The sequence below is a fragment of the Roseibium sp. RKSG952 genome, assembly GCF_009711355.1.
In genome coordinates, this window is record NZ_SMMF01000956.1 from 1 (window position 1) to 18,613 (window position 18,613).

Consider the following 18,613-nt stretch of genomic DNA (forward strand, 5'->3'; position numbering starts at 1 on the left):
CAACCGAACCCGAGCGGGGGGCGCTGAGCGGAATAGGGGCATCACGAAATCGTACAAATGCCGACCAAAACCCGGCAGGCGCGCGTCTTTGGCTTCAGAAAAGCGGCTCGCCTCGATCAGCGGATCCCGGTCACGCAGAGCTTGCGGCATCTGTTCGTAAAGCAATCCCTCGCGGATGCCGTAGCTTGAAATCGCGATATCCTTGGGTTTGAACGTGCGGATCAGCCGGGCCAGAACATCCATGGCATACGGGATCAGCGACATGCGCGAATTGGATACGCCAGCCTGGCTGCGCAGCTTGTCCGGGTCATTCTTTTCAATAAACTTGATCGTCTCACGCACCTGCTTGGTGGTCATGCGATATTCGTGCAGCACGTTCAGGGGATATCCGCGACGCAACATGTCCAACCGGGCAAAGGCACGCCAACTGCCACCGACCAGAAACAAACGATCCCGCTGTGGTCCCAAGCGGTCGCGCAACTCTTCCATGGTTTGCTTGATATGGGCCTTTCTGGCCCTGCGTCCGCCCTTGATGTCGCGTAGTTTTAGCGGGCCAAGTGATGACGTGACGCGCAAGCCAACCTCACCCTCACCGATCTCGGCCAGCTCCATCGAAGAACCGCCAATATCGCAAATCAGACCATAGGCTCCGGGCCACCCCAGTAGTACGCCTTGTGCAGACAGTCGCGCCTCTTCCGCTCCATTGATTACAGATATGGTTAGACCAGTCTCGGCTTTGACTTCTGCGCAGAAATCCGGGCCGTCTTCGGCTTCTCGCACCGCAGCGGTCGCAACGACGTGCAGACCAGGCAGACCGAGATCATCGGCAAGATATTGAAACCGTCGCAGCGCCTTCAATGCACGGTCGCGGCCACGCGGGTTCAGGCGGCCGGTTTCCGAAAGACCTGCGCCCAGCTCGCACATGACCTTTTCGTTATAAAAATAAGCCGGTGATCGCGCGGCCCCGTCAAAAATTACCATTCGGACCGAGTTTGACCCGACGTCTACCACACCCACACGAGACAATGCCCTTGCTTCGGGATCGTCAAACAGCGGCTTTCCGAATGGCCCCCAGTCCGGGATATTGGAATCGACGGTCTGTTCCATGTTCTGTCCAATACTTCCAAAGGCAGGATGCGAAATCACCAGTGATGGGTCAATTGCCGGTTTCGGAATCGTCTATGCTTTTGTTCAGTACGCGAACTGCTAAAGCACGCGTAATCTCTCGCTTTTCGGACAAGGCGACCTGATCCAACTGTTCAACAACTTCCGCAGCTGTTTCAAAACGCCGGTCCATGTGTTTGACCAGATAGGCGATCACTTCGGGGCCGGGGTTCAATTGTCGGTCCACGAACAACTTCGCGAGAACAGCGCCCAGCAACGCATCGTCAGGCGGGTCGAGTGCCACGTGATGTGCCCCTTCTACGCGGCTCTGCAGATCTGCCAATGGCAATTGCCAGAATTTGGGGGCTAACCTCCCGGTCATCAGCAAAGTCTGTCCCTCGGCGAGTGCGAGGTTGTGCAGATGGAACAACGTTTTTTGCTGCTCCAGATCACCTGCGATCATTGGAACGTCTTCGACAGCGACGGGTGATCTGGACAGTTCGGGGACATCGTCATAGCGCAGGGCCGCAGCTTGAATGATACGCCCGCCTGTTTCCGCTGCCCATACATGGGCCAGATGGGTTTTGCCCGCCCCCGCAGGTCCGCTGAGCACCAGTTTGTTCCCGGGCCAGGAATTGGCGGACATCATTGCGACGGCCAGAGCATTCGCCGGGGATACAAAAAAATCTTCTCGCCCCAGCGCGGTCTTGGCTGGAAGATCAAAGCTCAGTTGTCTGGCCATTCAGTCGTTTTCCTGATTCAGCCCTTCAAGCCCGGTATAGAGGCGGCTGGACAGATATTGTGATGTGGCAAAGCGCGCGAAAACACCCAGCGCGGCGGCGACGGGGACCGCGACCAGCATTCCCACAAAGCCGAACAGGGCCCCAAAAACGGACAATGCCAGCAACAGCCATACGGGGTGTAAGCCGACGGAACTGCCAACCAGTTTCGGGGTCAGGAAATTGCCTTCGGTGACCTGACCCAGGATGAAGATACCCGCCACCAGACCAATTGAGGCCCAGTCACCCCAGAACTGGAATAAGGCCAGGCCAATCGCCAGGGTGCCGCCGATCAACGCGCCCAGGTAAGGGATGAAGGTCACCAGTCCGGCGATGAACCCGACCACCAGACCGAATTGCAGACCTACAGCCATAAGTGCGACGGCATAATAGGTGCCGAGGATCAGACAGACGGTGCCCATGCCGCGCACGAACGAGGCAAGGACCTTGTCGACATCATGCGCAAGTTTGCGAATGGTCGGGGCGTGGTCGCGGGGCAGAAGTTCGTCGATACGTGCGGTCATCCGATCCCAGTCCAGTAGCAGATAGACTGAAACAACGGGAACGATCACAACAAGAACCACCACGTTGATGGCTGACCCAAGGGATGTCACTACCGTTTGCAGCACATCTCCAGACTTGGATTTTAACGTGTCGCCCAACGAGACGAGAAACTGATGCGTGCTGGATTCAGCATCCAGAATTGCTGGGAATTGTCGTTCAATAAAGGCGCGCAGCTCTTTGAACAGGCTGGGTAAAACGTCGATCAGATCGATCAGCTGTGTAACCAGTGCCGGTACAACCAGCAAGATCATCAGGACGAACAGAAACACGCCAAAAACGGTAATGATAGCTGTCGCACCGACCCTTGAAAGACCCAGTTTTTCAAGGCGGTCTGCAACCGGGTCGAGGAAATAGGCAACTGCGCCCCCGATCACGAAAGGAAGAAGCACATCCCCTAGCAGCCACAGAATCAGGACGAAAATTGCGGTTGCAAGGCCCCAATATCTGAGCTGATCTTTTACCGGCAAAGCCATCGCGCAGTCCCTTGTTGCAGCTCTTGCCAGTGTTCTTGGCCCATGCTGCCGCGTGATGCAAGCGCTTCATGGGCCAAAGGATTTGTTGGTCAGTCGTGCAGTGTTCCCAGTTCGGGCGTGTCGTCGGTCGCCGTTTCGTCAGGCCAGTTGGTACGCCAGACTTCTGCCGACCAGTGACCGCAATGAACGGCTGGCCGGTCAAATCCGGGCAGGGGCGACAGCAAGGGTTCAACAACCACATCATGCCGAGGGACAGCAAAGTAAGGGAATGAGTAACGTTCCTTGCCAGAACGATTGACCACACGATGCGGTGTCGATTTCAGCCGCCCACCGGACCATAGCTCCAACATGTCACCGATATTCACAACGAACCCGCCGGGTGGACAATCCGGAGTAATCCAGCCTCCGTCCCGGGTCTGAACCTCAAGGCCACCAACGGGATCTGGGGCAATGATGGTCAGTGCGTCTGTATCCTTGTGGGGGTGGATGCCATAGCCACCCTCATCCGGCGCCTGCGGCGGATAGTGCAACAGGGTCATATTGGTCATCGGCTCACGGAAGGCATCGCGCAAAACATCTGATTCAAGATCAAGTCCAACTTCAAGTGCGCCAAGCAGCATATCCGCGACTCGGTCCAGCTGGGCCCAATAGCCGAGAATTATGTCCCGTGCGCCGGACACTTCTTTCGGCCATAGGTTCGGAGCATACAAGGCGCAGTCTTTGCGAACCTGTGCATCTTCGGAAACTTCGTAATGAAGTTTGTAGCCTTCATATTTGTCTGCCTTGCCTGAGCCATCATTGGGCGTGAAGAAACCCATGGGAATATAGCCGCGGTAGTTTTCGCGGGTGATTGCCTGATCCCATTTACTGCTTTCTTCGATGTCAAAAATTGCACGGACGCTCGACCGGACCTGATCAACGGTGTCCTGAGAGATGCCTGTGCCGGTGATCGAAAGGAAGCCGATCCCGGTGCAGGCCTCGACGATTTGCTGCGCGGTTGCGTCGTACGTCGGGTGCGCGCGATCGGTCAGCGGAGAGATGTCGATCGTTGGAATATGATCCATTAGCTTATCCTTACACCCTGTCGTTCAAGTTCGGAGTGTACCGGCGCCAGATTCATACTGTGCAGGTCCTGATTGCTTTTCAGGGCAAGTGCAGCTGCAATACCCGCGCCCTGACCCATGACCGCACAACATGCCATATTGCGGGTGGCAGCGTGTGCTACGCGGTCTGCGCCGTGTGAACGTCCGGCCACCAGCAGACCTTTGATCCCTTTTGGCAACATCGAACGATAAGGCACCTGCATATATCGTCCTGTTGTGGGCAGGATCAGGATACCGTAGCCGTCGATGAATTCCGGGTAGATACCGATCGTGTCTTCGAAACGGCCCTGATGTCGCGCATCGTTTTCCGTCATGTTGTAGACAGCATCGATTTTGCGGGTGTCGCGGATGCCGATGGTCATTCCAAAATTCCGCAGGCGTGCATTTTCGCAACCGGGCATGAACCGACGCAGAGCTTCGATGGCCAGCATCGATTGCCGCCGCCCTTCGATTTCACCCTTTGTCAGGCTATCAGGATCGGTGCCGTCGATCTCGGCCAGATGGATGAGGTTCATATAGGTCAGCTCACCCGTGTCATGCATGGCGCCCCATGTCCCCGCGATCGTGTTCAAATGCGGCGGGATCAAACCCTGATCGATTGCCTGCTGGAATGGCTTGTGCACGAAGGGCGAGAACATGTCGTCCTCCTTGCCCGAGGTTTCGATGTTCCATTCGCCACCACCGCCCCAGTCCTTGTAGGTCTGCGGATCGGCCTTGACGCCTTCCATGAAGGCGCGTTTGTCCACACCGGCCAGATGGAACATGACCGAGGCTGCCATCATGTCTTCTCGTGGTGTTTTATGGGTCGGTGCGCCAGCACGGTGCGCTACATCTGCATCCCCGGTGGCGTCGATCACCACCCGAGCCAGAATCGCCTCGCGTCCGGCCTTGGATTCAGTGATGACGCCGGTGATCCGATCCCCATCCATGATCGGAGCGACGAACTGGCGATGCAGCATCGGATGCACGCCAGCTTCTTCAACCAGCTTGTCGGCCACCAGCTTAAAGCCTTCGCTGTCCAGCTCGTAACTTAGTGACTGGCTTTCCGGTACCGCCGCGCCCATCTCTTTGGCGCGGGTCTCGAATTCCATCCCGATGCCGCCTGCTTCGACAGTCTGCTCATGCCGATACCATGCAAAGCCTTCGACCCCGACGGCAGTGATATTTCCACCCATGCAGCCGAACCGATCCATCAGCGAGACTTCGGCCCCAGCTCGTGCAGCCGCCAGCGCAGCCGCCAATCCGGCAGGGCCTGAGCCTACCACCAGCACATCTGTCTTATGGACGACCGGAACCTCGCGTGCTGGTTCTGTAATTGTTTGCATTTACGCCTCGCAAATTCATGTTTGCGCCACCATCGGGGTGCCTGACTGGCGGGTCAATCAAAAATCCGACTGACCTGAGGTCGCAAAAACACCATTGCATGATTGCCCCCGGCAGGGCTTTGGCATAAGCAGCTTTGAAGTCGAATTCTCACCTTTGAAGGTCAAACAATGCGCCTCAGCCGTTATTTTCTGCCCGTTCTCAAGGAAAACCCCTCCGAGGCCCAGATCGTCAGCCACCGGCTGATGCTGCGGGCCGGGATGATCAAGCAAGCCGCTGCTGGCATCTATTCCTGGTTGCCACTGGGCTTCAAAGTACTGCGTAAGCTGGAAAACATCATCCACGAAGAGCAGGCGCGGGCAGGTCACATCGCAATTCAGATGCCGATCATTCAGTCCGCAGACCTTTGGCGCGAGTCCGGTCGTTACGACGACTACGGTCAGGAAATGCTGCGCATGAAGGATCGCCACGATCGCGATATGCTGTTTACACCTACGGCCGAAGAACTGGTGACTGACATCTTCCGCGGTCACGTCAACAGCTACAAAGATCTGCCGCTGACGCTCTACCAGATCCAGTGGAAATTCCGCGACGAGATCCGTCCGCGTTTCGGCGTCATGCGCGGTCGCGAATTCTATATGAAGGACGGATACAATTTCGACCTGACCAAAGAAGACGCGCTGCACGCCTATAACCGCCACCTCGTCAGCTACCTGCGCACCTATGAGCGTATGGGCCTGCAGGCAATCCCGATGCGCGCTGACTCCGGCCCCATCGGTGGCGATGATACACACGAATTCCTAGTGTTGGCTGATACCGGCGAGTCCGAGGTTTTCTATGACAGCGCCGTCACCGACCTGACCTTTGGAGACCGTGAGATCGATTATGACAATCGTGAACAGTGTCAGGCGATCCTCGAAGAGTTCACCTCAAAGTATGCCCGTACGGATGAAACCCATGACGAGGCACTGTTCAACAAGGTCCCCGAAGACCGTCGCCGCGTGGCGCGCGGGATCGAAGTTGGCCAGATCTTCTATTTCGGCACCAAATACTCCGAACCTCTGGGCGCAACCGTTCAGGGACCTGATGGCAAGCCGGTTCCGGTCCACATGGGCAGCCACGGTATCGGTGTCAGCCGCCTGATTGGTGCGATCATCGAGGCGAGCCATGACGACAAGGGCATCATCTGGCCCGAAGGCGTCACGCCGTTCCACTGCGGTATCGTAAACCTCAAGCAGGGTGACGAAGAAGCGGATGCGGCATGTGAAAAGATCTATAAGGCGCTGACGGCGCTGGGGCTCGAGCCGCTGTATGATGACCGCAACGAACGGGCAGGTGGCAAGTTCGCTACAATGGACCTGATCGGTCTGCCGTGGCGCATCACCGTGGGCCCGCGTGGTCTGAAGAACGGTGTGGTAGAGCTGACCAGCCGTCGGACCGGAGAAAGCGAAGAGCTGAGCCCGGAAGAGGCCGTTACAAAAATCGCAGAGATTTACGAAAACATCGCCTGATCTGGCGTTCTCTGTTGATCATTCAAAAGTCTGGATGTTTTTTCGCCGCGTCATCATATGAATGGCGCGGCGAAACGTTAAAGCCAAGCTGCTATGCTGGGCGCAGGCTGGCGTTACAGCCGATGCTAGGCCGAACCCGCCACTGGCCGGGTCAACAGCAGATCGCCATCGGCCTGACCTCCTCTGGCGACGACAATGGGGCGTCCCATTCGTTCAACCAGATCGTCGAGCTCAAATCCAAGAAACCTGATGCCACAGACCCGCTCACCCGTGGTGCGGTCCGTTATGCAAAGCCGACCATTCTGAAAAGCCAGACGATAGCCCTTCTCCTTCAGGATGTCGGCCAGACCCTCCCAACTTGCGGCGTTGCTGAATAACGGTCGCATCGCTGCACGCAGCAAAGCCGCCGTTTCACAGTCCAAATCCTGAGATGCATTTGTGGTCCTGATCGGACCAACCCCTTCCAATTCCCTTACAATACCCATGAGCGACCCCCGCTCTTTAAAAATGTGTTCCCCCATAGCTAGGGTGACAAAGTTTCATAAAATAAGCAAAGCACGAAATAAAATTGCTTAATAAATGTTGTAAATTGAGTTCAGTTTTTCACCAAAAGCTCACATTGACTTCATACCTGAAACAATGCCGTCTTGTCTGTGATTGACTTCACAACTTCTGGTGTAGCTTCGATCATCGACACTCCCCTGAACCGAAACCCGATCCGGGACCTACATTCATTGATTCGGATAGCGAGGGCAGATTTGCGCAAGGGCTTGCCGTTTTGACAGCTTGTTCGGGTTGCGTCAGAAGGAGAGTTCGCAGAACCGGGTTGACCATTGGGTGAAATGCCGAAAATGTCCCCGCAAAACATTGCCGGAGCAGGAATGGCCAAGACACCCCCGCCCTTTGCCCCTTTCGAATGGAAGATTGCATGGCGCTATCTGCGCGCTCGGCGCGCCGAAGGTGGCGTCAGCGTAATGACATGGATTTCGCTGATCGGAATTACGCTGGCCGTTTTCGCATTGATCGCCACTTTGGCGGTGCGTTCAGGTTTCCGGTCCGAATTTGTGGGCACCATCCTGGGGGCCAACGCTCATGTCACGGTCTATTCAGCAGGCGAGGTCGATGCACAGGGTCGTATAGATCGAAAGATTGCTGACTTCGATGCCATGGCGGACCGTATTGCACAGGTTCCCGGTGTGCAACGCGCTGCTCCGTTGGTGAAAGGGCAGGTTCTGCTTACCAATCGCGACCGCAGCACGGGCGTTGAAGTCTACGGTATCCGCCCCGGCGATCTGTACAGTCTGCCCGGTATTGCGGAAAGCAAACAGGCCTATGGCGATCTGTCCCGGTTTGACGAAGGGATCGCAATCGGCTCGGGCGTGGCCCGTGCCATCGGCGCAACGGTTGGTGATACGGTCAGAGTGACTTCACCAAATGGAGTTAAGACCGCATTCGGCACCTCGCCTCGGGTGAATGCCTACGAAGTCGTCTATGTGTTCTCTGCCGGGCGTTATGACATCGACCGCACCCGCGTTTACATGCCCTTCACCGAAGCACAGAGCTTCTTCAACCGTGAGGGCGTCGCGGATGAAATCGAAATCATGGTCGACAATCCCGAAAACCTCGATCCTCTGCTGTTTCCCATTCTCGAGGCTGCCGGTGAGCGGACCCAGGTCTGGACGTGGAAAGATTCTTCGGGTGGATTTCTTCGGGCGCTTGAGGTCGAAGACAATGTGATGTTCATCATCCTGTCGATCCTCGTTCTGATCGCAGCAATGAACATCGTGTCCGGCCTGATCATGCTGGTCAAAAACAAAGGGCGTGACATCGGTATCCTGCGCACAATTGGCCTGAGCGAAGGTTCGGTGCTGCGGGTCTTTTTCATCTGCGGCGCGTTCACCGGCATTATCGGTACGGCGATGGGTGTGATTTTGGGATGCCTGTTTGCGCTCTATATCGATCCGATCTTTTCCTTCGTGAACTTTGTCATGGGTGGTGGTGTCTGGGATCCCGCTATTCGAGGGATCTATGCGCTGCCGGCAGAGTTGCATCTGTCTGATGTGCTCAAAGCCGTCGGACTGTCGCTGGGGCTATCTTTCTTTGTTACTTACTTTCCAGCCCGTCGTGCGGCACGGCTGAACCCGGTTGAGGCGCTTCGCTATGAATGATGTGACATTGCGGCTGGACGGCCTGACCAAGACCTATCTGAAAGGCACGCCGGGAGAGGTACAGGTGCTACGCGGTGTCGATCTGGAACTGCGGGCGGGTGAGGCAGTAGCGTTGGTTGCCCCATCGGGGGCAGGTAAATCGACCTTGCTGCATATCGCGGGATTGCTAGATGCGCCGGACGATGGCTCGGTTGAGATTGCTGGTCAGAACGTGGCGGGCAGAGGCGACCGGACACGCACAGCACTGCGTCGACAGGACGTGGGCTTTGTCTATCAATTCCACCATCTGCTGCCAGAGTTCACGGCGCTCGAAAACATCACGCTGCCGCAACTGGCCAATGGCGTGTCTGAGAAAGCCGCGCGCGACAGGGCCATGTCCCTGCTGGATCGCGTGGGCGTCGCAGCCCGCGCAGATCACCGACCCGCGGCTCTGTCCGGGGGAGAACAGCAGCGCGTAGCGTTCTGCCGCGCACTGGCGAATGATCCACGTGTGTTGCTTGCTGATGAACCCACCGGAAATCTGGACCCGGACACTTCGGATCAGGTCTTTGCAGCGCTCATGTCTTTGGTGCGCGAGGCCGGATTGTCGGCATTGATCGCCACGCACAACCTTGATCTGGCTGCGCGTATGGATCGGATGGTGCGGCTTGAGGCGGGCGTTCTCAAGCCAGTTGAGTGATGGCCACGCCAATTGCCATGACCGCGATGCCGCCTGCGCGCATCATGGTCAGCGGCGTGACCTGAGCCCCGAACAGGCCGAAATGATCGATCGCGGCGGTGCTGATCAGTTGCCCAAGCAGAACAAAAAACACTGCGTTTCCGACCCCGAAATGCGGGGCCACATGGGTGATCGTCAGAACGTAAAAAGCGATGAGAACGCCGCCAAGAAACAGGTGCTTTGGGGCCTGCGCGACCTTCGAGATTGCCTCGACCCCCGGAAAAAGCAGCATCACCAGAGCTGACGCACCAAATGCGACTGCAAAGAGGATCACCGCAGCTGTTGTTGGGGATCCGATCAGTTTTCCCAGGGCTGCGTTCAACGCCGCAAGGATCGGCACGCCAATCCCGGCGGCCAGCATGATGGCTGCATATTGTGTCATTGCTCGGAACCTCTGTGCCAATCTCGTTGATCTGGATCATTGCGGCTGAACCCTTGTCGGGCAACCCTGCAATTGCGTGATTGAATGGAGGAATGCGATGATCCGATCGATACTTACCGCTCTCACCACTGCGTTGATCCTGCCGTCCTATGCGGCCTTAGCGCAGGATGCGGATGCCGGAGCAGAACTATACCAGCATTACTGCGCCACCTGCCACGGTATCGATGCGACCGGGCATGGTCCGATGGCGGGTGTCCTGATTATTCAACCAACCAATCTGACGGAGCTGGTTGACCAAAGCGGTGCTTTCCCGACCATCCGAGTTGTCGAACGCATCGACGGCCGGGACCCGTTGGTCAGCCATGGCAGCCCAATGCCTGTCTATGGACCCTTCTTTGAAGGCAATGACACAGCGATCAAAGCGCCGACAGGTCAACCTGTGCTGACCAGCAAGCCCATCGCTGATCTGGTGGCCTATCTGAAAACTCTCTAGGCAGGCTAAAACCTATCTGCAAATGCCTTCGATCTTGGCGCCGCTCCACGGGATCACAACATCGCGCTCGCGTTTGGCTCCGGGCAATGTTGAGAGATCAAAGTGTTTGTCGAGCATTTCATGCAGGCGTTTCGTTCTGGGGGCGTCGGGATCCAATGCACGGCAGCAGACATACTCCTCGACGATGGCGCCCTGTTGTTCGTAACCGTAGGCCAGAAAATCAGGCGAGGTGTCGAGGTCAAACAGATAGGGGTCTTTGCGCCCGCCATGTTCGGCCGCCGCGCGCAACGGATGATACCCGGTGGTCTTGCGGTTCTGCCATTGCCAGACATGGGTCAGTTCGTGTGCCAGCAACATGGCCGCGACCAGATTCATGCGTTCGGGATATTTGGACATGTAGTCGTCCAGATACCAGTCCTTGGTAAAATAGACATGGTTGAACAACGCAACAGCCGCCGGTTTGCCGCTGACAATGCCCTCTTTGACAGGCGGCAGAATACGCTCGCGGCAGGCCAGACGCGGTCGCGCCTTGCGCTCATAGGTAATCTCGGTGACAGGGGCACCTTCGACAAGGCGGACCCGGTTCAGATTCAGGGTGTCGCCGTGAATATTCTGTGCAAAATCCCGTTCCTGCTGCGTCAGTGGACGGCCACAGGACGCGAACATAACGATGGTAAAAAACAGCAAGAAACGACGCATAATTAAAAGCCTAATGCGCCTTGCCGTCGCTGCAAGTGCTTTTCACAGGCTCATCGCCAGAACCCGGCTGATTTCCGTCAGCGACCGGTTCGACTGATCCATCCAGATATTGAAAGCTTGCTGTACCGCTGCCATGGCTTTCTTTGAAGTCGGCGCCTTGTCGACGACACCTTCTGCAATTAGGCGCGCGGTCACGTCCTGCGACAGGATAAAGCTGTCACGCCCGGCAAATCGCATGGCGTATTGGGCCGAGGCGCCCCCCAATCGGGAACCGCGTTTGGCCAGCATCGCCAACAACCCGACATAGTCGGTTGACGGCCAGCCTCCCAACACTTGCCCGGCACCGCCTTCTTCGCGCAATTCCAGCAGGAAAACCGCATTGTCCCGAACTGTGGCGATCTTGGTACCGTTTCGCACGATGCGGGTGTCCTGCAGCAAGGAATCGAATTTCTCATCATCCATGAACGCACATCGCCCGACATCGAATCCATCGAAAGCGGTCTCAATCCCATCCCACTTGGCTTCGATGACTTTCCAGTTGAAACCGGCCTGAAACACACATTTCGTAATGATCGAAAGCCAGCGGTCCTCGGGCATGTCTGCAAGCTCTGCCGGGTTTTTGGGTTTGCCCAGCTTTTCCTCCAATGCATCAGGCCCGCCATGGCGCTCTGCCGCGATGTCAAAGATTTCGTCGAAGTTGCGCATGGGTCATGTCCTCCGCCATAGATGCTGCCAATTTGAGCGGCAGTTACAAGAGACTAATTTATGGTCACTGCTAACTGCTCAGACGTCCTGCAGCACCCTTCATCCTGATTTTTCGAGAAAAAATAAAAGAAAAGCTCGACAAACGAGGGGATTCGGGTTTGTGATTGACTCGTCAATCAATGTCTTGAGCCGAAAATCACCCGATATTCGCGCGCTTGGACAATTGAGTTGCAGTGCTGGTGGGGCATAACGGTACGAAAGGGCGATGATAATTCCGCCCTGTAGCAAACTGTTCACTTTCCTTTTCCGGCCAAATTTGTGCATGTTGCGACATGGTATTGTCGACAGACAAGTCAGCCGGCGGGCAAACACTCGCCGGGGTGGGCAAAAACAAAGAAGACAGGGAGTAATTCCATGAAAAAACTGAGTGTAAGCCTTTTGGCCCTTGCAGTTGCGGGTACGGCGCAAGCGGCAGATATGGGTGCAGTGGACGAGCCGATCAAACTGGCCATCAACGAATGGACAGGTCAGCACGTTACGACACATGTTGCAGGCGAAATGCTGAAGGCTGCTGGCTACAATGTTGAGTTTGTCACTGCAGGAATGATGAACCAGTTCCAGGCACTGGCGGATGGTGACATCGACGCGACGCTGGAAATCTGGTCCTCCAACGTTTCCGATGAATACGCCAAGAAGATCGATGAAGGCACCGTTGTTGAAATCGGCGATCTGGGTCTGGATGCGAAAGAGGGCATTGCCTATCCGGCGCATGTGGCTGAATTGTGCCCTGGACTGCCAGCATGGGAGGCACTGAACGAGTGTGCGCAGCTGTTTGCAACTGCTGAAACCCTGCCGTCGGGACGTCTGGTCGATTATCCGGCTGACTGGGGTACTCCAGGTGCGGACCGCATGGTTGGTCTTGAGCTTCCGTTCAAGGCGGTTCCTGCAGGTTCCGAAGGTGCACTGATCGCTGAACTGCGCGCATCGACCGAGCGTAAGTCGCCTCTGCTGATCACCTTCTGGCAGCCGCACTGGGCGATGTCGGCCTATGATGTTCAGTTTGTCGATCTGCCTGCAGGTGAAGAAGCATGCTTCAACGATCCGGCATGGGGTCCGAACCCGAACGCTGTGAACGATTGTGACTTCTCGCCTTCGCGCATTTTCAAGGCCAGCTGGAGCGGCATGGAAGACAAGTGGCCGGCGGCCTATGAGATCCTGTCCAACTATCAACTGGCGGTCGAAGACCAACAGCCGATGATGGGCGCGATCGACGTTGACGGCGGTCAGGTCGAAGAAGTTGTCGCCGCATGGATGGCCGAGAACGAAGACAAATGGCGTCCCGTTGTCGACGCGGCGACCAAGTGAGCCTCATAAGTGACTGACACGACTACGCCAGCCATTGCCTGCCAGAATCTCTGGCAGGTCTTTGGCCCGGGCGCCGACAAAGCCCTGACCGACGCGCTGTCTCGGTCAGGGAACGACGCAGACAAAGCCGCAGCCGAGCTGCGCGAACAGGGGTTCATCCCGGCCGTTCAGGATGCCAATTTCGAAGTTCGCGATGGCGAGCTATTTGTCATTATGGGCCTCAGTGGCTCGGGCAAGTCCACGTTGATCCGCTGCATTTCGCAATTGCTGCCCGGTACGGGCGGTGAAATTCGGATCGAAGGCGAAAACGTCGTCGGAGCATCCAAGAAAAAGCTGACGGAACTGCGCCGCAAAAAACTGGGCATGGTGTTTCAGCATTTTGGTCTGTTTCCACATATGACCGTTGCCGAGAACGTGGCCTATCCGCTCAAGGTTCAGGGGGTCGGCCGAAAGGAGCGCCGTGCCCGTGCGCAGGAAGTGATCTCGCTTGTTGGGCTTGAGGGGCGCGAAGACAGTTTCCCGCGTCAGCTTTCCGGCGGTCAGCGCCAGCGTGTGGGAATCGCGCGCTCACTGGCAGTAAACCCCGATATCTGGTTTCTGGACGAGCCGTTTTCAGCGCTTGACCCACTGATCCGCCGCCAGCTGCAGGATGAATTTCTGCGCATTCAGGCGACACTGAAGAAGTCCATCGTCTTTATCACCCACGATATCGCCGAAGCGCTGAAGCTTGCGGATCGCATTGCCATCATGCGCGATGGAAAGATTGTCCAGATTGGTACGCCATCAGACATCGTTCTTCGGCCCGTGGACGATTATGTGCGTGAATTCTCGAAAGATGTGGCCAAGGGTCAGCACGCCAAAGTCGCTTCGGTCATGCGCGAAGGCGATGCAGAGCGTGGCCCTGATGATCCTGGTCTCACTACCGCGATGACACTGGATGCAGCCCTTGCGCATTGCATGGAGCTATATGAACCGGTCCCGGTACGTGATGAAAAGGGTGAGATCGTTGGCACGGTGCATCCATCGGATCTGGCTGCAGCCCTACAGGTAGAAGAGACATGAGCGCGGTTACCGATGTGCCCACGTCTGGTTCGGCCCGTCTGACGGCAGGCGCGCAGGCTGCACTGATCACGCTGATTGTTGGTGCAATCTGTCTTGCGCTTGAATCCGTGATGCCGTGGTTGATCAAATGGCCCACGGCTTGGGAATTACCTGCAACAGAATGGGTGGGATCATTCCTTGCCTGGTTCCTGAACGGCATCAAACCGGCTGCCCGGTTGTTTTCTGACATCATGACCTATCCAATGGATGCGGCGAACTATGTGCTTGGCAACACGCCGTGGCCGATACTGATCGGATTGGTCACAGCGCTGGGTTGGTATCTGGGCGGCCTACCAATGGCTGCACTGGGTTTTCTGGGCCTGAGCTTTGTTCTGGCTTCGGGCTATTGGCCAGAAAGCATGAATACCCTCGCGCTGGTTGCGGTGTCCGTGCCCGTGGCGCTGATCGTGGGCGGTGCAATCGGTATCCTTGCGAACGAGGTGCCGAAGGTAAAATCGATCGTTCAGGCTGTGCTCGACATCATGCAGACGGTGCCAACTTTTGCCTATCTGACGCCGCTATTGCTGCTGTTTGGTTTTGGCCCAGTGGTCGGTCTAATCGCTTCGGCGATCTATGCTGCACCACCGATGGCGCGGAACGTGATGCTGGGCCTCGAGCGGGTCGAGCACGAGGTGAAAGAGGCCGCCATCATGTCTGGTGGTTCGCGCCTGCAGCAGTTGTTTCAGGTCGAAATCCCGTCCGCCGCGACGCAGATCATGGTTGGTGTGAACCAATGCCTTATGGCTGCATTGTCGATGGTTATCATTGCGGCGGTCATTGGCGGGTTCAATGATATCGGCTGGGAAGTTCTGCTGACCATGCGCAAGGCGCAGTTTGGCGAGTCACTGCTGGCGGGCCTCGTCATCGTGGTGTTTGCCGTTGTGATCGACCGGATGAGCGGTACGCTGGCGACCGAGCGCAAGCGCTATGACCGGCGCGTTGTCTGGGCAATGCTGGCGTTCACCGTGCTGTTTACGGTCGCCTTCTGGGCATGGCTGCCAAATCCGTCCGACCTGACGCTGCTGGATCCGTTGGCCGAAGCGGTGGACAGCGGCTTGACGGCCTTTACCCAGAACAACGGTCCCTGGCTCGATAGCCTCAAGAACAACTCAATGTTCTATGTGTTGCTGCCTTTGCGCATCGGCCTAGATCAGGCTGTCTTGCCTTTCACATGGGGTTTCATGTGGACCCCTGCTATGAGCTATGGCCTGTTCGCAGCCGGTGCAGTGATTGCGCTGCTTATGGCGTGGCGCGGACACCTGACTGGCGGGCTGGTTGTACTCATTCTGATTGGCATCCTCGAAACCGGCATCTCAAACCTGCCCTGGCCCTTCGTGCTAACTGGTGCGGCGGCGCTGGGCTGGGTTGCCGGTGGCTGGCGTCTTGCCGCGCTGTCAGTGGGGCTGCTCTGCACAATCTTGGTTTCTGGTCTGTGGGAAAGGGCATTGCTGTCACTTTATCTTAGCGGTGCAGCGGTATTTTCTTGTGCTGTTGTAGGCGGCCTGATCGGTCTGGCCAGCGCAGTCTGGAGCCCCGTCTGGAAGATTGTTCGCCCGATCTGTGACATGTTGCAGACCATTCCGCTGTTCGTCTTCCTGATCCCGGTCCTCATGGTATTCCAGATCGGTGAATTCTCGGCGTTTCTGGCTATCTGCGCCTATGCGATCGTCCCCATGATCCGCTACACGCGGCATGGGTTGGTCAACACACCGGACGAGATGATGGAGGCAGCGATATCCAGCGGTGCAACCGAATGGCAAATCCTGCGTGATGTGCGCGCGCCTTATGCTGCGCCAACAATCCTGTTGGGACTGAACCAGACTATCCTCTACGCCTTCGCCATGCTGGTAATCGCGGCGCTGATTGGCACCACCGGTCTGGGCCAGTCGATCTATCTGGCGCTGGGGCAGGCGGATGTCGGGCTAGGCATTTCGGCTGGTGCAGCGATGGCGATCCTTGCTTTGATCGCCGACCGTATGGTGCAGGGCTTTGCCGAGGAACGGCGCAAAGCTCTGGGGCTGTAGAAAAAGGGCAGGGGCGGCGCGACCGCCCCTTTTGCCCGAGTTTGACTTTGAACAAAGACGACGTGTTCAGCAGGCTGTAATTCGGGCGAAAAGAGTTCGGAGATTACCATGGCCGGTTGGGGCTCATTCCTTGCAGCACTTCTTGTTTTTATGCTCAGCCACGTCATCCCTGCGCGTCCTGCTGTGCGTGAGCGTCTGATAGATACACTGGGCAGAACCGGATATTTTGCGGCCTATTCTACGTTCTCTCTGGCTGTGCTGACATGGTTGATCATAGCTGCGGCGCAGGCGCCCTATGTCGAGGTCATCCCGCCCCTTGCGGTCTTTCGCTGGGTTCCTTTGCTGGTTATGCCGGTGGTGTGTTGGTTGGCTGTTGCAGGTCTGGTAATCCAGAACCCGTTTTCGTTCGGTGGGCTTGGACGCAAGCCATTTGATCCGGACAACCCCGGTCTCCTGCGCACGACGCGCCATCCGATCCTTGTCGCGCTCATGCTTTGGGCGTTCGCGCATATTCTGGCTAATGGCAGCCTGTCCCACGTCATCCTGTTCGGGCTATTTGCCGGATTTGCATGGATGGGTATGGCCCTGATTGATCGACGGAAACAGCGTCAGTTGGGGCAAGACTGGGAACGCCTGTCGCGTAACACCGCACGTCTGTCTCTCCGTATACCAAAGCCCTTGCCGCGCGCATGGGTCTGGCTGACGGCAATTGTGTCCTATGCGGTCCTTCTCCACCTGCACGCACCTTTGATCGGCCTTTCTCCGTTGCCATAACGCGGGGGAGTGGTCGCAAGCGGTCATGCGTGCTATCTGAAACGTCACATCTGGTACTATGAGGGTCTCTCAATGAATCTGGCCTATGTCACAACCACCGATCGGGGTGCAACCGACCGCCTGCTGAGTGCGGTGGCCGAGCGCCTGTTGGCCCGTGGAGCAAAGCTGTCCGGTGTGGTGCAAACGAATACGGAATGCGCTGACAACAGCAAGTGCGACATGGATCTTCGGGTTCTGCCGGATGGCGAGACCATTCGTATTTCCCAGTCGCTGGGTACCATGTCGCGTGGCTGCAGACTGGACCCTGCAGCACTTGAGCAAGCGGTAGGCTATGTCACCGCGTCACTGGCTGAGGCCCCCCAACTGCTGATCATCAACAAATTCGGCAAGCACGAAGCTGACGGGCGCGGTTTCCGTCCTGTGATCGGCGAAGCGCTGGCGCTGGATATTCCTGTACTGGTTGGCGTGAACGGGCTGAACCATGACAAGTTCCAGCTGTTTACCGATGACGCGGCTCAGGCTTTGGATCCAGACCTGGACAGCATCGAGGCATGGTTCGACCGTGTCACCGGTCTGCGCCCGGCTGCTGAATAACCCAAGTCACGCTGCGTAATGCGCTGAAAACCAGACTTGTTTCGTGGTCTCGCCGCTGCAATCCTCCTTGGAATTGGGGAGGACAGCGAGCATGTGGAGCAATTGGGCCGGAAACGAAACAGCACAGATAACGCCGGCAAGGCCGGTATCGGTCGCGGCATTGCAGCAGGCGGTTGCTGCTCCTCAATCCATGCGCGCGGTGGGGGCAGGGCATTCCTTTACCCCGGTCATATCCGGCGCTGACCGGATCATTGATCTTTCGGATCTCGACGTCCCGACTGTTTTACAGGTCGATGGCGACAAGGCATGGGTCAACGCCAATGCGCGTCTGCGTGATCTCTCACCGGCTCTAGCCAAACATGGGGTCGCCTTTCGCAATCTTGGCGATATCAACACCCAATCACTTGCGGGTGCGGTTTCAACCGCAACTCATGGAACGGGACGTGAGTTGCCGTGCTTGGCGGCGGAAATCACTGCCGCACGCTTTGTTGCAGCCAATGGCGACATGCTGTCCACTGATGATATTCCGCTGGAAATGGCACAGGTCACGCTTGGCCTGCTTGGTGTGCTGACCGAGGCGCAGATCAACGTCGTGCCAAAATACAATCTCCATCGCCGGGTACGCCTGTCTGCCTTACAGGACAGCCTGGATACCATGCACGACAATTGGGTCGGGAACCGGAATTTCGAGTTCTTCTACATCCCCTTCACAGGCAAGGCCGTTGAAATTCGC

The 18,613-nt window shown here is 56.9% G+C and carries 19 protein-coding genes; 10 read left to right on the forward strand and 9 right to left on the reverse strand.

Annotated elements, in window-relative coordinates; all coding sequences use genetic code 11:
• The 5 genes from E1297_RS37450 to E1297_RS37470 form a co-directional block, all read right to left on the reverse strand.
• On the reverse strand, positions 1-1,107 hold a 1,107-nt coding region (locus E1297_RS37450), incomplete at its 3' end, for a Ppx/GppA family phosphatase (RefSeq protein ID WP_155147259.1).
• A 49-nt stretch (positions 1,108-1,156) separates the two neighbouring features.
• Entirely contained in the window at positions 1,157-1,846 is a 690-nt protein-coding gene (locus E1297_RS37455; protein WP_155147260.1) for a DnaA/Hda family protein, read from the reverse strand.
• A complete protein-coding gene (locus E1297_RS37460) occupies positions 1,847-2,920 on the reverse strand; it encodes an AI-2E family transporter (protein WP_155147262.1) in 1,074 nt (357 codons plus the stop codon). It lies immediately after the preceding gene.
• 89 nt (positions 2,921-3,009) lie between these two features.
• On the reverse strand, positions 3,010-3,984 hold the full coding sequence (locus tag E1297_RS37465; RefSeq protein ID WP_155147264.1) for an isopenicillin N synthase family oxygenase: 975 nt from the start codon (positions 3,982-3,984) through the stop codon (positions 3,010-3,012).
• Positions 3,984-5,348, reverse strand: a complete 1,365-nt coding sequence (locus E1297_RS37470) for an FAD-dependent oxidoreductase (protein WP_155147265.1) — start codon at positions 5,346-5,348, stop codon at positions 3,984-3,986. Before E1297_RS37470 ends, E1297_RS37465 begins: the two co-directional genes overlap by 1 nt.
• A gap of 168 nt (positions 5,349-5,516) precedes the next feature.
• Here E1297_RS37470 and proS point away from each other — a divergent pair, with 168 nt between their 5' ends.
• Positions 5,517-6,857, forward strand: coding sequence for a proline--tRNA ligase (gene proS / locus E1297_RS37475; RefSeq protein ID WP_155147267.1), 1,341 nt, complete (start codon positions 5,517-5,519; stop codon positions 6,855-6,857).
• Positions 6,858-6,982: 125 nt separating this feature from the next.
• Here the strand turns inward: proS and E1297_RS37480 are convergent, their stop codons facing one another.
• On the reverse strand, positions 6,983-7,342 hold the full coding sequence (locus E1297_RS37480; protein WP_155147269.1) for a hypothetical protein: 360 nt from the start codon (positions 7,340-7,342) through the stop codon (positions 6,983-6,985).
• Positions 7,343-7,738: 396 nt separating this feature from the next.
• Between E1297_RS37480 and E1297_RS37485 the strand changes: the two genes are divergently transcribed.
• The gene (locus E1297_RS37485) at positions 7,739-9,025 is read left to right on the forward strand and encodes a lipoprotein-releasing ABC transporter permease subunit (RefSeq protein ID WP_155147271.1); all 1,287 of its coding nucleotides are present in this window, start codon (positions 7,739-7,741) and stop codon (positions 9,023-9,025) included.
• Complete coding sequence (locus tag E1297_RS37490) at positions 9,018-9,704, forward strand: ABC transporter ATP-binding protein (protein ID WP_155147273.1); 687 nt, start codon at positions 9,018-9,020, stop codon at positions 9,702-9,704. The genes E1297_RS37485 and E1297_RS37490 overlap by 8 nt, the downstream gene beginning before the upstream one ends.
• Here E1297_RS37490 and E1297_RS37495 read toward each other — a convergent pair.
• Positions 9,688-10,125, reverse strand: coding sequence for a DMT family transporter (locus E1297_RS37495; protein ID WP_155147275.1), 438 nt, complete (start codon positions 10,123-10,125; stop codon positions 9,688-9,690). The genes E1297_RS37490 and E1297_RS37495 overlap by 17 nt on opposite strands.
• A gap of 97 nt (positions 10,126-10,222) precedes the next feature.
• On the opposite strand from E1297_RS37495, the gene E1297_RS37500 reads away from it, so the two are divergent.
• Positions 10,223-10,618 (forward strand): cytochrome c, encoded by a 396-nt coding sequence (locus E1297_RS37500; protein ID WP_155147277.1) that lies wholly within the window; start codon positions 10,223-10,225, stop codon positions 10,616-10,618.
• Positions 10,619-10,630: 12 nt separating this feature from the next.
• Here E1297_RS37500 and E1297_RS37505 read toward each other — a convergent pair whose 3' ends face one another.
• The gene (locus E1297_RS37505; RefSeq protein ID WP_155147279.1) at positions 10,631-11,317 is read right to left on the reverse strand and encodes a hypothetical protein; all 687 of its coding nucleotides are present in this window, start codon (positions 11,315-11,317) and stop codon (positions 10,631-10,633) included.
• A 42-nt stretch (positions 11,318-11,359) separates the two neighbouring features.
• Positions 11,360-12,022, reverse strand: a complete 663-nt coding sequence (locus tag E1297_RS37510; RefSeq protein WP_155147281.1) for a DNA-3-methyladenine glycosylase I — start codon at positions 12,020-12,022, stop codon at positions 11,360-11,362.
• 414 nt (positions 12,023-12,436) lie between these two features.
• Here E1297_RS37510 and E1297_RS37515 point away from each other — a divergent pair, with 414 nt between their 5' ends.
• The 6 genes from E1297_RS37515 to E1297_RS37540 form a co-directional block, all read left to right on the forward strand.
• A complete protein-coding gene (locus E1297_RS37515; protein ID WP_155147283.1) occupies positions 12,437-13,387 on the forward strand; it encodes an ABC transporter substrate-binding protein in 951 nt (316 codons plus the stop codon).
• A 9-nt stretch (positions 13,388-13,396) separates the two neighbouring features.
• On the forward strand, positions 13,397-14,449 hold the full coding sequence (locus tag E1297_RS37520) for a glycine betaine/L-proline ABC transporter ATP-binding protein (protein ID WP_368669808.1): 1,053 nt from the start codon (positions 13,397-13,399) through the stop codon (positions 14,447-14,449).
• Positions 14,446-16,512: a proline/glycine betaine ABC transporter permease gene (locus tag E1297_RS37525; RefSeq protein WP_155147285.1), complete on the forward strand. Its 2,067-nt coding sequence runs from the start codon at positions 14,446-14,448 to the stop codon at positions 16,510-16,512. Before E1297_RS37520 ends, E1297_RS37525 begins: the two co-directional genes overlap by 4 nt.
• A gap of 108 nt (positions 16,513-16,620) precedes the next feature.
• Complete coding sequence (locus E1297_RS37530) at positions 16,621-17,286, forward strand: NnrU family protein (protein ID WP_155147287.1); 666 nt, start codon at positions 16,621-16,623, stop codon at positions 17,284-17,286.
• 72 nt (positions 17,287-17,358) lie between these two features.
• Positions 17,359-17,880 carry a DUF2478 domain-containing protein gene (locus E1297_RS37535; protein WP_155147289.1) on the forward strand — a complete coding sequence of 174 codons (522 nt, stop codon included), beginning with the start codon at positions 17,359-17,361 and terminating at the stop codon, positions 17,878-17,880.
• Between the two features lie 91 nt (positions 17,881-17,971).
• On the forward strand, positions 17,972-18,613 hold a 642-nt coding region (locus E1297_RS37540; protein WP_155147570.1), incomplete at its 3' end, for an FAD-binding protein.

Excerpts from the sequence above, each read along its gene's own strand:
- E1297_RS37455 (WP_155147260.1), bottom strand. The coding sequence starts at position 1,846 with ATGGCCAGACAACTGAGCTTTGATCTTCCAGCCAAGACCGCGCTGGGG.
- E1297_RS37460 (WP_155147262.1), bottom strand. The coding sequence starts at position 2,920 with ATGGCTTTGCCGGTAAAAGATCAGCTCAGATATTGGGGCCTTGCAACC.
- E1297_RS37465 (WP_155147264.1), bottom strand. The coding sequence starts at position 3,984 with ATGGATCATATTCCAACGATCGACATCTCTCCGCTGACCGATCGCGCG.
- E1297_RS37470 (WP_155147265.1), bottom strand. The coding sequence starts at position 5,348 with ATGCAAACAATTACAGAACCAGCACGCGAGGTTCCGGTCGTCCATAAG.
- proS (WP_155147267.1), top strand. The coding sequence starts at position 5,517 with ATGCGCCTCAGCCGTTATTTTCTGCCCGTTCTCAAGGAAAACCCCTCC.
- E1297_RS37480 (WP_155147269.1), bottom strand. The coding sequence starts at position 7,342 with ATGGGTATTGTAAGGGAATTGGAAGGGGTTGGTCCGATCAGGACCACA.
- E1297_RS37485 (WP_155147271.1), top strand. The coding sequence starts at position 7,739 with ATGGCCAAGACACCCCCGCCCTTTGCCCCTTTCGAATGGAAGATTGCA.
- E1297_RS37490 (WP_155147273.1), top strand. The coding sequence starts at position 9,018 with ATGAATGATGTGACATTGCGGCTGGACGGCCTGACCAAGACCTATCTG.
- E1297_RS37495 (WP_155147275.1), bottom strand. The coding sequence starts at position 10,125 with ATGACACAATATGCAGCCATCATGCTGGCCGCCGGGATTGGCGTGCCG.
- E1297_RS37500 (WP_155147277.1), top strand. The coding sequence starts at position 10,223 with ATGATCCGATCGATACTTACCGCTCTCACCACTGCGTTGATCCTGCCG.
- E1297_RS37505 (WP_155147279.1), bottom strand. The coding sequence starts at position 11,317 with ATGCGTCGTTTCTTGCTGTTTTTTACCATCGTTATGTTCGCGTCCTGT.
- E1297_RS37510 (WP_155147281.1), bottom strand. The coding sequence starts at position 12,022 with ATGCGCAACTTCGACGAAATCTTTGACATCGCGGCAGAGCGCCATGGC.
- E1297_RS37515 (WP_155147283.1), top strand. The coding sequence starts at position 12,437 with ATGAAAAAACTGAGTGTAAGCCTTTTGGCCCTTGCAGTTGCGGGTACG.
- E1297_RS37525 (WP_155147285.1), top strand. The coding sequence starts at position 14,446 with ATGAGCGCGGTTACCGATGTGCCCACGTCTGGTTCGGCCCGTCTGACG.
- E1297_RS37530 (WP_155147287.1), top strand. The coding sequence starts at position 16,621 with ATGGCCGGTTGGGGCTCATTCCTTGCAGCACTTCTTGTTTTTATGCTC.
- E1297_RS37535 (WP_155147289.1), top strand. The coding sequence starts at position 17,359 with ATGAATCTGGCCTATGTCACAACCACCGATCGGGGTGCAACCGACCGC.